Genomic DNA, 15462 nt, shown 5'->3' on the forward strand with positions numbered 1-15462 from the left:
CTGTGAACAGGCAAACCACAGGGGTGTCCACAGGCTTGTCCACTGCCTGTCCCCCCTGCTTCCACAAGCTCATCCACAAACTTGTCCACAGGCTGGCCTGCAAGCCGGCCGCTGGGTCAGACCGCAATCCGGGTCTCGAATTTGCTGCGGAAAGTCGAAAAATAGGCTTTCACGTTACGCACGTTGGCATGGGTAGCGAACAGCCGGTGCGCCAGCGCGTGGTAGGCCGGCATGTCGGTCACTTGCACCACCAGCACGAAATCCGGACCGGGGGCAACCCGGTAGCACTGGAATACCGCCGCCTCCAGCGCGGCCAGCTTCTCGAAGGCGTCCATCCGCTCGGCCGCCTGCACATCGAGCGTGATCTCGACGATGGCGGTGAGGCGGGCGCCGACTTTCTCGGGCGCGACGATGACGACCTGGCGTGCGATGACGCCGTTCTCGGTGAGCTGTTTGACGCGGCGCAGACAAGTCGGCGGCGACACGTGCACCAGCTCAGCGAGCTCTGCATTGGTATGCGATGCATCATTTTGCAAGGCGTTCAGGATGCGACGATCGAGTTCGTCCAGAGGTGGCAGCGACATTGTCATGAAATCCTAGAAAAATATCTGACTGAAAACGAAATAATATTTCACGGCTTCTTAATTGTGAAATTTTATAACGAAATCCATTGAATTCTGAAAGCTTATTTCTCTCGCATTGCCGTAGGATATCTTTTATTGCAAATTTTTCTCATAGAGGTCTTCCATGTGCGGTATCGTCGGTGCAGTAGCTCAGCGTAATATCACTCCCATCCTGATCGAGGGCCTGAAACGTCTCGAATACCGTGGCTACGATTCCTGCGGCGTCGCGCTGCACGTCGAAGGCCGCCTGCAGCGTTCGCGCAGCACGTCGCGCGTGGCCGACCTGGAAACCCAGATTGCCGGTAGCGGCCTGCAGGGTTTTACGGGCATCGCCCACACCCGCTGGGCCACCCACGGCGCCCCGGCATCGCATAACGCCCACCCGCACTTCTCGCCGACCGAAGACAACGCCCGCATCGGCCTGGTGCACAACGGCATCATCGAAAACCACGACGAGCTGCGCATCGAACTGACCGGCCTCGGCTACGTTTTCACCAGCCAGACCGACACCGAAGTCATCGCCCACCTGGTCGACCACATGTATAACGGCGACCTCTACGACACCGTCCAGCAAGCCGTGAAACGCCTGCACGGCGCCTACGCGATTGCCGTGTTCTCGCGCGAAGAACCGCACCGCGTCGTCGCCGCACGCCAGGGCTCGCCGCTGATCCTGGGCGTCGGCGAAGGCGAGAATTTTGTCGCTTCCGACGCCATGGCGCTGGCCGGCACCACGAACCAGATCATTTATCTGGAAGAAGGCGACGTCGTCGACCTGCAGCTGGCGCGCTACTGGATCGTCGACAGCGAAGGCCGCCCGGTCGAGCGCGAAGTCAAAACCGTGCACGCCCACACCGGCGCCGCCGAACTCGGCCCTTACCGCCACTACATGCAGAAGGAAATCTTCGAGCAGCCGCGCGTCATCGGCGACACCCTCGAAGGCGTCACCGGCATCATGCCGGAACTGTTCGGCGACAACGCCTATGCCATTTTCAAGGACATCGACCGCGTCCTGATCCTGGCCTGCGGCACCAGCTATTACGCCGGTCTGACCGCGAAATACTGGATCGAATGCATCGCCAAGGTGCCGGTCAACGTCGAGATCGCCAGCGAATACCGTTATCGCGACAGCGTGCCGCACCCGAAAACCCTGGTCGTGACCATCACCCAGTCCGGCGAAACCGCCGATACCCTGGCCGCGCTGAAGCATGCGCGCAGCCTCGGCATGCCACACACGCTGACGATCTGCAACGTCTCGACCAGCGCCATGGTGCGCGAATGCGAACTGGCCTACATCACCCGCGCCGGCGTCGAAGTCGGCGTCGCCTCCACCAAAGCGTTCACGACCCAGCTGGCCGCCCTGTTCCTGCTGACGCTGACGCTGGCGCAAGTCAACGGCCGCCTGAGCGACGAGGACGAAGCGAAATACCTGAAGCAGATGCGCCACCTGCCGGTCGCCATTTCCGCCGTGCTGGCACTTGAGCCGCAGATCATCGCCTGGGCCGAGGAATTTGCACGCAAGGAAAACGCCCTGTTCCTGGGCCGCGGTATGCACTACCCGATCGCCCTCGAAGGCGCGTTAAAACTCAAGGAAATTTCGTACATCCACGCCGAAGCCTATCCGGCAGGCGAGCTGAAGCACGGCCCGCTGGCCCTGGTGACCGAAGAAATGCCGGTCGTTACGATCGCCCCGAACGACGCCCTGCTGGAAAAACTGAAGTCGAACATGCAGGAAGTGCGCGCCCGTGGCGGCCAGCTTTACGTGTTCGCCGACGTCGACTCGCGCATCACCTCGGGCGACGGCCTGCACGTGATCCGCTTGCCGGAACACTATGGCGAGCTGTCGCCGATCCTGCACGTGTGCGCGCTGCAGCTGCTGGCGTATCACACGGCGCTGGCACGCGGGACCGATGTGGACAAGCCGAGGAATCTGGCGAAGTCGGTGACGGTGGAGTAAGCGGCGCCTGGCGCTGGACAAATGTCAGCAGCCTGAAGCAAAAAGCCTGGGCAAATTTGCCTAGGCTTTTTTTTACGCTCGCAGAGGAAGTGCTGCCTTATTACCGTGAAAAGTCGTGTCACCAGACCGACTGGCTTTACGCATTGGCGAGCCCCGCGAACGGTAATGGAAACCGCCGGGCATCGCCGCCAAGCCCTAGAATATCCAAACCAGCACGATCACGAGCGACATCACACTGCCGATCAAGAAATTAATGAAGGCGGGCTGCAACCTTAGCGTGTTCACGGGGCTGAATTTCTTTATTGCCAGGCAGATCGCCTGGAGCAGCGGCGATAGACGCACAAAAAACGGAACGGGCAGGTAATCGCCCCGTCCGAAGCCTTATAAGCCAGCAAAGCGGCATACAGGACAGCCAGCGCGGCAAAAGAGCATTTAGCCGACGGACACGTGGCTTGTCATCCGAACAAGGCGTGAAGCGTAACGAGAATGTAGATAAGAGGGACCGCCCACGGTAGTCTATGCGCGGGTGCTATATGAAAGGCCAACGCGGGGAACTTGTCGATCTGTCGTTTGACCAGCACGCCGAGAATGGCTACCGTGGCCGCTGGCACCAGACTAGCTATCGCCATAATCCCGCGGCCCATGTTGCAACCGCCTTCGAAGTTCGACTCGCAAGGAGCGTATGCATTGACTGCCAGATACACCGTCGGTACTGCGAATATCAGGTAAATAAAGCTGATGAAAATTATGTCTCCTATCCGTGAAGACGACTGCGACTGAGTCTGCTCCAATGGCTCCTTACCACCTTCGGAGGGCGGCCTTGATACGCCGGTGATGTGCAACGTACCAATCTTTCTCGTGCCGTAACAGGCATCGAGTTTGCTTCCAACCTCAAGGAACGGCAACATTGGATCAGGTCGCACAAACGTCAATAGAGCACGGGTCGATCCGCCGGGCATGAGCAAAGTCGCATCAGGCAACTGAAGTCGTGCGTAACCCAGCAGCTCGTCATTGACCTTGTAATGCAGCTCGGTGACATCGTCGACAGAATCGCCTGCATCTTCATTAAGGTGGAAATTGCCCTCGAGGTGATTTCGCTTGGTGTTTTTCACCGGTAGTAGTTTCCTCGCATCGGCATTACTAGAAAGCTCAATAGGTTAGGGTTTTACCCGTGCCAGCAACAATCTAGTCATTTCCTTTGAAAATCTTACGAAATTTTAAAATTCCTAATCCATTGATCGCGTACTCATTGGTTGCCGCGCCTGCCATTTCGATAAAGCCAGCCATTGAGTCGTGTACATAGTTGCCTAGAAATTCTTCGATGGTTGGGTTTAACTTTTTTGGGTCGATTGCATCAGCCATCGTGAGCAGGTGCTCCATTTGTTTCGAGTCCAGCGTCCTCATGCGAGCCGCTTTAGAAATTTTTTGATGTTGGGCGACCGCATCAGCGAAGTTAAAATTCTCGTCAGACGGCTGGATGGGATAGCCGATCAAGCCACGCATGCGTTTATTGAACGTATCTGCAGTGACCCTGATAAAGGCTTTATGGGAAGTTGATGCGCGCTGATAGAATGGCAGCGATCCGACGGAGTTGCGGTACTTGTACCGGTAACTTAAGTACAAACTCATGTGTTGCTGGTGCACCTGCTCTACTGGCCCTGCTGTTATGTTAGCGGCCTTTAAATATGCATTGAAAGCGGCGATTGTGGATGGCGCCACTGTCAGGTCTGCCTGAAACGGCCCTGGCAATTTATTCCAGCTAAAGATAGGCACTCCTGCGAAACGGGCCTCGTTATACATCTGAGCTCCAGGAATTCTGGCCATCTCATTTGCAGTTTCCGGTGCAATTCCGATTTCGTTTGGTGCGTAACCGCCACCCAAGTCAGAGTGAGACCCTGGATACATCACCTCTTTCGCATTGTCAGGGTAAACATTTCCTACCCGGACAGAATCGAGGGGAAACGCAGCACGTACCTCATGTCCAGCTACCAAGTGCACGCACTTTTCGACAGCAGGATGTATCTGCATATTATCGTCTGCCCAAGACTGGTGCCCTTTGACGATGGAGTTCGTAAACGAGTTTGGGATACCGACCGAAGCAACAGTGTCAAATATGCCCAAAAAGCTTAAGCGGAGCGGCATTCCCGCAAATTCCCAGCCGCCATTAACCGGCTCGCATACCTCAAATAACCAATTGCAAAAGGCCCGAGCTTGCGCGGCGCCTCGGGAAAAGCCAAATACTGATAAATTGATGAGCTCGATGCGTGGTTTCTTGTCCTTTAGATTGGACGCAAGCATTTTTTGCCAATCTCTCAATTTCTTGCGGCGAGTTGAAGCTGAGCTTGTGATTGACGCCAAGTCGTTAGTGATCGTGGCAGAATGAGCATCATTCAACAGAACGCTATTGAGCACGTATCGTTGCGGCGCATTCAGAAGACGGGTAAATGCCCAAATGATTCTATTCTCTCCATTCCAGCCAAATGCTCCTCCCATAAAAGGCCCTGAATCACCTATTTCGGGGAAAGGCGTTCCTACACCAGGAATGTAATGCTTAAAATATCCTTCCTTATTTAGATCAGGATAAGTGTTAAAAAGCTTCACAATGTTGCTGTGCTTGCGCTCTTGAGGCTTGGGTGTTTTGTAATCGGCGTTTAAATTGTTTCCAGTACCATCAAAAAAAATACCGACGTTTAACTGCCCCGTGCAGGACGGTTGTCCTTTGTTTTCTAGTGTGCAATTGGACGCTTTAGCACGTTGTATGATCTCCTTCGGGCTAAGTTTGCGGAGGCCCGTCGGGGGAAAGAGTTGAGGTGAGAGCGTTGCCATAGCTAGTTCGGTCTTGGATACGGATAATCGGGATGGCCTTCTGTTTTCGCGGTGACGAGAACTTTAACGGTATCGTCCGGATAGAAGTGAACGGCAAAGGCACCAATATCTTGCTTGGTATACTCCGGTACCTCCACGACGCGTTCTTTCCATGAATCGGGAATACGCTCATCTTCCGTCCATCGGACAGTGACTTTCATGCCAGCATGCCATTTGTGCGGTATGGTGACGCAACACACAAATGCTCCGCCGCCGCCATTGGGTGAAATTCCATGGCCCCGGTAACTATCAACAGAGAACGCCGTGATCCATGCGTTCGTATAATTCAATCCCGACAACTCAATACTGGCCTTGTTTGCCTCCGAGCATGCAATCGAGGACACGGCCAAAAGGAAACTAGAAGTCCATAATCTCGGGTTCATGAAAACTCCATCACTATAGTACACAGCCCAGATAGATCGAGCAAAAAGAGTGTGGAACAAGAAAAGTGTTCGACCGTAGCGTTTCGTCTAAATAACTCTTTCGCTTGCGGTTGGTCTAGAGATTCAATCAACAAAATCGGCCAGGTCGTTGATCAGACTTCCTGCCTTCCATTGCGAGCGCAACAGCATCTCGCTGAGCTTCGGATCCCTCAGTCCTTTTCCACCATTCAAAATCGCCAGATAAGCCAGCGCAACGAGATCCGGAAAAGCCCGCACATTGTGCTTCCCCGCGAAGGAACAGGAGTCGGCCACTTTGTCATAGATCGCCGCGCGAGGCCCATCAGGAAGTGCCTCGGGGTTGCTCTCTGCAATTGCGTCAATAATCGCGTCGGGTTCGCTATTGGTTACCAACGTCGCGAACTCGGCAGGCGACAGTTGAAAACGGCGTTTCAATGGGGCCCGGTTTGCACCCAGCGTCAGCGCTTGAGCTTTCCCATCACGGTCGATAAAAATCCACTCGCACAGCATGCATGTCATCCCGTCCCAGTACGTCTGCCGTAGCGCATTCGGAATTCCGGGCAGCACACGCGTGTCTGCAAATCGCAAAAGAAAATCCTGCTCATCTTCTGTCGATGCGCTTGCGAACAGTCGGAAATTCTCGTTGATAGCAGATGCGGGTGCGGAGGCGCCGATGAAGCTCAGCATCGGCCTTTCCTTCCTGTGCCGAATCAATGTGGCTAGTTCAAGTCGTAGCCGCGCTTTATCGTGCGCGGTCAGCACGATCAGATAGGGTGAGGCAGCGAGCAAGTCCGACATGTCGTCATAGGCATACAGGGCATGACGTTCGTTTGGCAAAGAGAGACCGGCCCGACCATGATCGAATGCACCGTCTACCAGAGCGAACCAGTGGAGCTCAGGCTGCGTTCCGATTTTCTCGGCAAGCGCTGTACAGACAGTCGTGGTATGTGACGCGTCAGTTGCGAAGTACATCATCCACCTCACTTTAGCGACAGGGCGCTGCCTGCCTTCAGCGCCTTCAACAGGCATTCGATGCAGACTTCGCGGGGCAGACGTGGGAGGGGGTAGTCCAGCTTTGCGGGGCCGGTGAAACTCTTCTTCCCAGCGCGGACCGTGATCTTCCCTGGGCACTGGACAGTGATGTTTCCGCCTTCGATCGTGATGTTGGCGCCGCCTGCAGTCGACAGGCTGATGCTTTTCGCGGCAGCCCAGTCGATGTGGGCGTTCGCGCTGATCACATTGACTTCATCTCGCGCCTGGATTGCCATGGTGTCCCGGAGCGCCTGAAGGTCGATGCCATCCTTGGCGGTGATCAGCTGCAAGCCAAGCTTATTTTCCCCGGCCTTCACGGCACCACCAAGGATGCCAATGGCCTGGCCGGTATGCATCCGCATCTGGCCGCCCGTGACGAATTGGGTGTCCTGGCCGCTCATGATCGTGACAGTTTCTCCATTCGCCAGTTGCAGGCTCCGGCTGGCACTGACCGCCAAGCCGGCTTGTGCGGAGATCGCGATGATGGCATCGCTCGTGTGCGGCAGTTTGCCTTTGGCAGCGCTGGTGAGCTTGTCTGCCGCATCGGCGTTTGCCGACTCCAGACTTTGATCGCTGACCACTCCCGAAACTGCGGTCATCAATGCCTGGAGAGGAGGCGCTGTGGCATTGAGTACACTGGCACCTTGCGCGTGTGTCCCGACGTGGGCTGCGAAGGCAACTGTCTGATGCGTGGCAGCGGCAGTGCTGAGTGCTTCGCAAAGTTGCGCGGCTTGCTTTAGCAGCGCGATACCGGCCGGATTTTCCCCTGCAGGATCGCGGCCGCCCGCAGCATGATGAATCTTGTAACTTGTGATGAGCAAGCCGGCGCCGGCACGGATGGCACCGTAGGCATCCGTGCGTAACTCGACACCGGTGCCACGGAAACTGCCCCGGTAGTTATCGGCAGCGTGGATCAGATGGCCTAGATTCAGTTCGCTGGCAGCGTAAGAGCTCTTGAGTTGCACGCGCCCCTGTGCATCGGTGTCATCGAACAAGAGCTGGTTGTACCCTGCGCCGCCAAACTCTTTGCTGCGCACTCCCCATTGGGCCGCGCCGTTACGATGGCCTGCACTGTCGCCGGAAGCGCCGTGCCACACCGGGCTGTTGCCGCCCGCAAGATTGCCTTGTGCTGAAGGCGCATGGTCATGTGCCGCAGCGAAGCAGGAAATGTCATTCTCCCGATCTCGGCGCCCTCCTGGTGTTGGCACAACGCCGCCTTCGCCCTGCCCGTTATACAAAGCGCCGACAATAATCGGACGGTCGATATCTCCCTCCAGGAACTTCATCAGCACTTCGGTTCCAATACGCGGCAAGAACTGAAAGCCCATGCCGCCGCCCGCAGCTCGTTGCGCTACGCGGATCCAGCAGCTAGCAGTTCCTTCCTGCCAATGGAAGCGAATCCGCACCCGGCCAAGCCGGTCACAATACATCTCGTCGGCGCCGTTCGGACAGTCGCCGCCATCGGCACCAATGACAATTGCGGTTTGCGAGCCGGGTGCGGTAGGACGAGTGTGGCTTCGGCCATCGGTGCCGAGTAATTGGGGGCGCCAGATTACCTCAGCCCTTATGGCTTCAAAGTGGTTCGCATACCCCGTTTTCCTGGCCTGTTCGACTGCCAGTGAAAAATCGGCCGGCCGGTTGTTGCGAACGATTTCCTGCAGCAATTCCGGAATGGGTCCAAATAGTTCCGCCAATGCGTGCTGTGCCGCCGGCGGCATATTGTTCACGCCAACGCTGACCACGCGAAGTATTGTAAATGCGGGCGCATCGCCGAGCTGCTTCAACGGGCTATCGAGAACCGTCATCCGTGTGCCGGCACGCAGCGTGCGCAAGGTCGAGCTGCCGCTCCATATTTGGGAACGTGCTTCACGTCCTTCCATTTGAATATCCGCGTAGCGCCGGGCCTGATCGGAAGTGGCGAAGGCATATTGTCCAGGCACGTCGAACGACTCGAGAGGCGGTAGACTTCTGCCGTGTCGCAGGAGAGACGGCGAGCTCGCCGCTTTTACTTTCTTCGTTTGATAGTCGTAACTGAGCACTGTGGAGAGCGATGCGCCCAAGGTACGCTGCAACCGCAAGGTCTGCACAGTGTCCTGGACTTCGCAGGCATGAGCACTGTGGTAACGGATCCCACCGTCGGCTTTGCTGCTGGGGTCTTCCGGAATTGCCGTTAGTCGGGTGCTGTCGGCGAATAGCACTGCAGTGAGGTCATCCTCGCCCTGATCAAAACGCCAGCCGAGGCCTTCTTCTGTCAATAACCTTTGGACGAAGTCCAGGTCAGACTCCCGGTACTGGCAGCAGTAGCTGCGCGGCACTGCATCGTTCATGAAGGGCCTTGCCTCATCACTCCAACGCCATCTTGCCAGCGGTAAATACGACTTGAACACCGAATCGACGATATCGATAACGGTCATGTCCTGCCATACCCGGCAGTTGCGCACTTGGCTCAAACGCCACAGCCATGGAGACAGCCGCAAGCGATAGCGCGCAAACCCACCGTCGCTGCCCAGCATCGCGATCTCGGTGATGTCGCCTGAAAAACTGGTGCGGGTGCCGTTGGCAAGGCTTACTTCCAATGCGGCGTGTTGGCCGAGCAGCGTTTCGAGCGGAACATGTGCATTGGTTGACACGACAATGACATCGCGCCCGCCGATGCCGTGCACCTCTTCGTCGGCGGTAAAGGCTTCGACCAGCAGGCCCTCTGAAATGTTAGTCGTGTCATCGCGAAGCGTGAATGCGTACAGTCGAGTTGTACTGGAGAACTGGGCCAATGCGGTAGTGATCCGTGTAGTGAGGGCTACGCTCATACATGCCATTAGTTGAGGTAAAACCAGGGCTGGACTTCTGACGAGAGAGTTCAGTTCGTGCGCGGGGTGCGCTCTGGCAACCTGAACAGGTTACGAGCTTGCGCATGCACATTGTTGTGGTTGATCAATCTGTCGCTGAAATGTTCGACCTACGGCAAGCTGAGCAGCCGCGCGGTCTCGACAGCCGGCCACACCCGACACCGGCAGCTTCGCTGCATCGACGCTCTCAGGCCGGCGCAGCAGCTTCACCAATGGTTTTCAACTCCGCAGCCACTTCCTCGTCCCCCAGACTGTAGACCGGTGCAAACCCCCCGCCCGGCGTCCTGAAATTCGTGGTCTGGCCCTGGTACACGCGCGCGGCGGTAAATTGGACCCGGCTGTCGTAGACATAGCTGCGCAAGTCGAATTTCAAGGTTTCGGGACTGTCCGCGGTACCGGAGACGCGCACGCCGGGTGCGACCAGGCGCTGAGCGATGTATTCGCCCGCCAGGATCTCCTGCCACACGCGCTTGGTCAGCTTGTCGCCGCGGTAAGCGGCCCTGCTGCCGAATCCGGCGACGGGCTTGAAGAACAGCTGGCGCCGCTCGCCCCACAAGCGTTCGGCGTTGGCCGGCGTAACGCTCTCCGTGAACGGCACGTTGGCAACCAGTATGTCGATGCTTGCCTGCGGCACGCCGAGCGCTTCCAGCGCCGCCGCATTGCTCAGGATGGTGAGATTGCGTTTATTCGCGTAGAGAGCATGCGCTTGCGGGTGCGGGGTGAGGACCACTGCGTCCTGGGAATATGCGTCATGCAGGGCGCTTGATTCCGGCGCCTCGAGCATGAAGTCGGTCAGCCGGTTGTAGACCAGGTCGATCTTCAGCGCACCCAAGCACAGCGCGCCATCGATAAAAGCAAGCTCGCCCGGGTCGGCAATGAGGGCATGGATGCCGTGGTTGGCGAAGAGCCGCTGAAATAACAGGAATTCCGGATAGAGATATTGTTGCTCGGGCTGCGTGTCGACGATGGCGATCGTGCGCAGCGGCGCCGTCTGCCTTGCCGCGGCCCATTCGGCCCGGAACATCCGTACGATCTCTTCCTCGAAGCGCGCACCGGAAAGCATGGACTGCGCGAGCTGCGCATCAAGCGCACAGCAGCTTCGGTGCGCGCGCGCCATGGCGGCGTTCAGCATCGCCCCGCCGGCGTTGGTGTTGATCTCGATGAGGCCGAGGTTGGTGCCGTCCGGGTGAAAGTCGTAGCCGAAAAAGACGCCCTGGTTCGGGGGCGCCAGCCTGGCGATGGCCGGCGCATCGGCTAGTACCCGCGCCCTGTAGGCCGGCAGCCGGATGACGGACTCGAGTGCATGGACCACTTCCTCGATCCTGTGCCTCTGGGTGTCGGAAATGAATACCGGCCGTGCCGAGAACAGGAAGGGGCAGCGTTCCTCGATCAGCTTGAAGAGCCTGTCGTCGTGCAGTTCTCCGGACAGCGCCGACTTCAAGGCTGACTTGTCCAGGCTGCTGCAAAAACAGGAACTGTTGAGCTGCTCTGCCGGCAGGCTGCTCACAGCACGCTTCCTTGCCTTGTCATTCGAGCCGATCTCGGAATTTCGCACGTAGTCCACTCTTTCTATGAGCGCATGGCTCAGGTGCTAGCCTGCACCTCGGATTGTAGAACATCTTTGCAACCGTCGAGTTCTGCTGGAAAAGTGCTTGTTTGTCATGTATGTGTCATGCACTCTGCGTAGAGTTTCCATTTTTTAATAACAATGAGAAGGGGAGTCACATGCATCGCACCATGAAACTGCTGCCGCTGGTTCTGGCAATGGGGTTCGGCCAACCGGTTTTTGCTTCGGAAACGGATCATCGTGAATTCGAAGCGACCCTGCATGCGCCCTACAAGGCGCAGGCGGCAGCGCAAGAGGGCCGCAGCTTTGCGCTGACCTTCAGCTACCCCTTCGTCGAACAAGCCCAGGAGATCGCCTGGCGGCTCGAGCTGACCGACCCGGCCGGCCGCGTTATCGAACGCTGGCAAGGTCTCGAGAAGCTCACCAGCAAACCGCTTAGCGTCAAGGTGAACTGGAATGGCCGCCTGAAAGATCCGGCCCTGCGCGACGGCGTGTATCAGGTGCGCATGCTTGCGGTGGCGAATGATGCAGGCCTGCGTCGCACTCCGCAGACAGGCGAGGCGATCGACGCCGCCCTCGAAGGCGACAGCGGCCACCGGGTGGAGCAGGCATGGGATATTACCGTCGGCGACACCGGCGCCGTACCGATGCCGGCCTTCGAGGCCCTGCCCGCCGGCGCCGGCAATGCCGCGGACGCGCGCAACGCAGCTGCCGCCGGCAATCCAGCCCCAGAGGCGGTGAGCGGCGTCTCGCCGATGTCGGCGCCCGCCCCCGCCTCCCTGCCCTACACCGTGTATTACGCCAACCTGCACAGCCAGACCAACCACAGCGATGGCGGCGCCGCGGTCGCTTCCTGCACCAGTTCGGAGTCGCCGCAAGCGGGCGCTTTCGGACCGACCGACGCCTTTGCCTATGCCAAGAACCGCGGACTCGACATCCTCCTGACCTCCGAGCACAACCACATGTACGACGGGTCCAGTTCCACCAACACGGGCGCCAGCGCGGCGGCCGCCAAATCCCTGTACCAATCGGGTTTGAAAGCGGCGGCCGATTTTAATCTCGCCAACCCGAATTTCCTGGCCGTGTACGGCCTGGAGTGGGGCGTGATCAGCAATGGCGGCCACCTGAATATCCTGAATTCGCCCGAGCTGCTCGAGTGGGAATACAACAGCAACAACGAGCTGCTGGGCGACACCTTTACGGCCAAGAACGACTACGCCGGGCTGTACACCCTGATGAAGAACCGCGGCTGGATCGGCCAGTTCAACCATCCCGACAGCAGCGGGCAATTCCTGGTCAACGGCGTGGCGCTCGGTTACTCGGCCGATGGCGACCAGGCCATGGTGCTGTGCGAGGTGATGAATACCTCCGCTTTCTCCAGCAACACCACCGAAACCGAAACCGGCCGCAGCACTTTTGAGAGCGGCTGCAAGAAGGCGCTCGAGGCCGGCTTCCACGTCGCTTTTTCCACCAACCAGGACAACCACTGCGCGAACTGGGGCGCGTCCTACACCAACCGCACGGGCGTCCTGATCCCGACCGGCACCGCCCTCACCAACGCCAGTTTCATCGAAGCGCTGCGCGCACGGCGTGTCTTCGCGACGATGGACAAGACCTCGCAGCTGGTGCTGACCGCCAACGGCCGCGTGATGGGCGAACGCATCAGCAACAGCGGGCCCCTGACCCTGGTGACGAATTTCGCCAACAGCTCCGGCAAGACGGTGTCGTCGGTCGCGGTGTTCGAGGGTGTCCCGGGGCGTAACGGCACCGTCACCCAGCTTTCCACCAGCGCCAGCACGACCATTACCCCCAGCGTCGGCCAGCATTTTTATTATGCGAAGATCACCCAGAGCGACGGCAAGATCCTGTGGTCGGCGCCGATCTGGGTGACCCAGTCGGCCGCCTCCAGCGACACCACGGCGCCGGCCGTGTCGGCCAGCACGAGCGGCAACAGCGGCACCATCACCCTGTCGGCCACGGCCAGCGACAACGTGGGCGTCAGCCGGGTCGAGTTCCTGGTCGATGGCGTGCTCAAAGGAACGGACACCACGGCGCCGTACGCGATGACGCTCGACTCCACCACCCTGGCCAACGGCGCCCACACCCTCACGGCCAAGGCCTATGACGCCGCCGGCAATGTCGGCAGTTCAAACGCCGCAAGCTTCAGCATCAGTAACGGCAGCGGCAGCGTCGGCACCCAGCTGCTGGCCAATCCCGGCTTCGAGTCGGGCGCGGTGTCCTGGAGCGGGGGCAGCGGCATCGTCAACAATGCGACGGCGACCCCGCCCCGCAGCGGCGCCTGGGAAGCAAAATTTGCCGGTTCCGGCGCGACCCGCACCGATAACCTGTACCAGCAGGTGACGATTCCCTCGAGCGCCGCCAGCGCGACGCTCTCGTTCTGGCTGAACGTATCGAGCGCGGAAACCACGACAAGCTCCGCCTACGACACGCTCAAGCTGCAGGTCCGCAGCAGCGGCGGCGCCATCCTGGCCACGCCGGTCACCTATTCGAACCTGAACAAGGGAAGCGGCTATGTGCAGCGCAGCGTCGATCTGTCGGCCTATAAAGGGCAGACCGTGCAGGTGTTCTTCGCCGGCGCCGAGGACGCGTCGCTGCAGACGACCTTCCTGGTCGACGACGTGGCGCTGACGGTGCAGTAAGGGACTGAAACTATCGGGAAAGGACGGTGCAAATTACAGTATGATCGGTGGTTTCCATCATCGATCCGCCTGTGATTCTCCTTCCGCCCGATACCCCGGCTTCCCTCGCCTCGCACACGGTCAACCTCGTCAATTGCGGCATCATCGTGCTCGACGCCGATGCCCGCATCGTCCTGTGGAACCGCTGGATGGTGACCCGCTCGGGACGCTCGGCGGCGCGGGTGCGCGAAGAATTGCTGTTCGACGTGTTCCCTGAGCTGCGTGGATCGCGCATCGACAGCGCAGTGCTGGCCGCGCTGCTTGATGGCGTGAGCACGAATGTCCCGCAGTCGCAGGACCGTTCTCCGTTTCCCTTGCGCGAAGCGGGCAGCTTCGATGGCGCGCGTATCGACCAGGCGGTGTCGGTGACGCCGTTCAGCGACGGCAAGGCGCGCCTGTGCATGATCGAAATCCGCGACGTCAGCGGTGCAACTGGACGCGAGCGCCAGTTGCTCGAGCATGCCGAAGCCTTGCGCGCCCGCTCGTATATGGATGGACTGACCGGCATTACCAACCGGCGCGGCTTCGACGTGGCGCTCGACCGCGAATTGCGGCGCGCCCAGCGCCACGGCGGCACGCTGGCGCTGCTGCTGATGGATATCGATTCCTTCAAGGCCTATAACGACCATTTCGGCCATCAGCAGGGCGACGCCTGCCTCACCACCGTGGCCCAGGCAATTGCAGGCATGCTGAAACGCCCGGCCGATGTCGCCGCCCGTTATGGTGGCGAAGAGTTCGCCGCCATCCTGCCCGATACCTCCTCCGAGCAGGCGCAAGGCCATGCGAACGCGATCCGCGCCCACGTAGCTGCGCTGGCGCTGGCCCATGCACCGGCGGCGGGGCGCCGCCATGTCACCCTGAGCATCGGCGTGGCCAGTTTCAGTACGGATGGGCTGAACGATGCGCCGGCCCTGATCGACGCTGCCGACCAGGCTTTGTATGCAGCCAAGCGGGGCGGGCGCGACCAGGTCGTGGTCTACGCCGACGCCGCATTCGCGCTCGACTAGGGCGCCTTACCTGTAAACCCCTTCAGCGGGTGCCGCCGCCGCCGGGCTTGTCCGCGCTGCCGCGGCTGCTTTGCGGCGCGCCTGGCGGCCCGACATTGCTCTCCGGCGTGGAGCGGACGATGCCGCCATCGCGGCTGGCGTCGGCAGTGGGATTCCCGCTCGTCGGCGTTCCGGTGTAGTGGCCGCTGTCCTGCTGGTGCTGGCCGGTATCCGGGTCGGCAGAATCCGACCTGCCCGACAGCGGATCGGGCCCCTTGTTCACACCATCCGGTTTGCGCTCGCCGGTGTCGACGTGTTTTGTTCCTGCCATGTGACCCTCCTTCATGCGTGATGACCGAGACGTCGATCTTAGACCTTTATGGAGAGATGCGAATAGGAGGATGGGCTGACTGCGTGTAGGCGGCGTCGGAGCATCGCTGGGAAAAGGCAGATTTTGCTGCTAATCAATAATTGGTCCTGGGCAGCGGG

At 59.3% G+C, this 15462-nt stretch carries 11 protein-coding genes; 3 read left to right on the plus strand and 8 right to left on the minus strand.

Annotated features, from left to right (window positions below):
• Positions 1–116: 116 nt before the first annotated feature.
• Positions 117–584 (minus strand): Lrp/AsnC family transcriptional regulator, encoded by a 468-nt coding sequence (locus tag AC56KZ_RS13010; protein ID WP_497162594.1) that lies wholly within the window; start codon positions 582–584, stop codon positions 117–119.
• Positions 585–747: 163 nt separating this feature from the next.
• On the opposite strand from AC56KZ_RS13010, the gene glmS reads away from it, so the two are divergent.
• Positions 748–2577: a glutamine--fructose-6-phosphate transaminase (isomerizing) gene (glmS, locus tag AC56KZ_RS13015; protein WP_497162595.1), complete on the plus strand. Its 1830-nt coding sequence runs from the start codon at positions 748–750 to the stop codon at positions 2575–2577.
• A 455-nt stretch (positions 2578–3032) separates the two neighbouring features.
• On the opposite strand, the gene AC56KZ_RS13020 is transcribed toward glmS, so the two are convergent.
• The 6 genes from AC56KZ_RS13020 to AC56KZ_RS13045 form a co-directional block, all read right to left on the minus strand.
• The gene (locus AC56KZ_RS13020) at positions 3033–3689 is read right to left on the minus strand and encodes a hypothetical protein (RefSeq protein ID WP_497162596.1); all 657 of its coding nucleotides are present in this window, start codon (positions 3687–3689) and stop codon (positions 3033–3035) included.
• Positions 3690–3762: 73 nt separating this feature from the next.
• Entirely contained in the window at positions 3763–5403 is a 1641-nt protein-coding gene (locus AC56KZ_RS13025) for a T6SS phospholipase effector Tle1-like catalytic domain-containing protein (RefSeq protein ID WP_497162597.1), read from the minus strand.
• A gap of 2 nt (positions 5404–5405) precedes the next feature.
• Positions 5406–5825, minus strand: a complete 420-nt coding sequence (locus AC56KZ_RS13030; RefSeq protein WP_497162598.1) for a DUF3304 domain-containing protein — start codon at positions 5823–5825, stop codon at positions 5406–5408.
• Between the two features lie 123 nt (positions 5826–5948).
• On the minus strand, positions 5949–6818 hold the full coding sequence (locus AC56KZ_RS13035; RefSeq protein WP_497162599.1) for a DUF4123 domain-containing protein: 870 nt from the start codon (positions 6816–6818) through the stop codon (positions 5949–5951).
• Between the two features lie 5 nt (positions 6819–6823).
• Positions 6824–9682, minus strand: coding sequence for a type VI secretion system Vgr family protein (locus tag AC56KZ_RS13040; RefSeq protein ID WP_497162600.1), 2859 nt, complete (start codon positions 9680–9682; stop codon positions 6824–6826).
• A gap of 226 nt (positions 9683–9908) precedes the next feature.
• Positions 9909–11228: a hypothetical protein gene (locus AC56KZ_RS13045; protein WP_497162601.1), complete on the minus strand. Its 1320-nt coding sequence runs from the start codon at positions 11226–11228 to the stop codon at positions 9909–9911.
• A 218-nt stretch (positions 11229–11446) separates the two neighbouring features.
• Here AC56KZ_RS13045 and AC56KZ_RS13050 point away from each other — a divergent pair, with 218 nt between their 5' ends.
• Positions 11447–13948, plus strand: a complete 2502-nt coding sequence (locus AC56KZ_RS13050; protein WP_497162602.1) for a CehA/McbA family metallohydrolase — start codon at positions 11447–11449, stop codon at positions 13946–13948.
• Positions 13949–14019: 71 nt separating this feature from the next.
• Positions 14020–14994, plus strand: a complete 975-nt coding sequence (locus AC56KZ_RS13055) for a diguanylate cyclase (protein ID WP_497162603.1) — start codon at positions 14020–14022, stop codon at positions 14992–14994.
• Positions 14995–15016: 22 nt separating this feature from the next.
• On the opposite strand, the gene AC56KZ_RS13060 is transcribed toward AC56KZ_RS13055, so the two are convergent.
• A complete protein-coding gene (locus AC56KZ_RS13060) occupies positions 15017–15304 on the minus strand; it encodes a hypothetical protein (RefSeq protein WP_497162604.1) in 288 nt (95 codons plus the stop codon).
• Between the last annotated feature and the right edge of the window lie 158 nt (positions 15305–15462).

The sequence above is a fragment of the Telluria sp. LT2P34 genome (genome assembly GCF_059685915.1).

What these genes read in the sequence shown, in the direction of transcription:
- AC56KZ_RS13010 (WP_497162594.1), bottom strand. Translation starts at nt 584, where the DNA reads ATGTCGCTGCCACCTCTGGACGAACTCGATCGTCGCATCCTGAACGCC.
- glmS (WP_497162595.1), top strand. Translation starts at nt 748, where the DNA reads ATGTGCGGTATCGTCGGTGCAGTAGCTCAGCGTAATATCACTCCCATC.
- AC56KZ_RS13025 (WP_497162597.1), bottom strand. Translation starts at nt 5,403, where the DNA reads ATGGCAACGCTCTCACCTCAACTCTTTCCCCCGACGGGCCTCCGCAAA.
- AC56KZ_RS13030 (WP_497162598.1), bottom strand. Translation starts at nt 5,825, where the DNA reads ATGAACCCGAGATTATGGACTTCTAGTTTCCTTTTGGCCGTGTCCTCG.
- AC56KZ_RS13035 (WP_497162599.1), bottom strand. Translation starts at nt 6,818, where the DNA reads ATGATGTACTTCGCAACTGACGCGTCACATACCACGACTGTCTGTACA.
- AC56KZ_RS13040 (WP_497162600.1), bottom strand. Translation starts at nt 9,682, where the DNA reads ATGAGCGTAGCCCTCACTACACGGATCACTACCGCATTGGCCCAGTTC.
- AC56KZ_RS13050 (WP_497162602.1), top strand. Translation starts at nt 11,447, where the DNA reads ATGCATCGCACCATGAAACTGCTGCCGCTGGTTCTGGCAATGGGGTTC.
- AC56KZ_RS13060 (WP_497162604.1), bottom strand. Translation starts at nt 15,304, where the DNA reads ATGGCAGGAACAAAACACGTCGACACCGGCGAGCGCAAACCGGATGGT.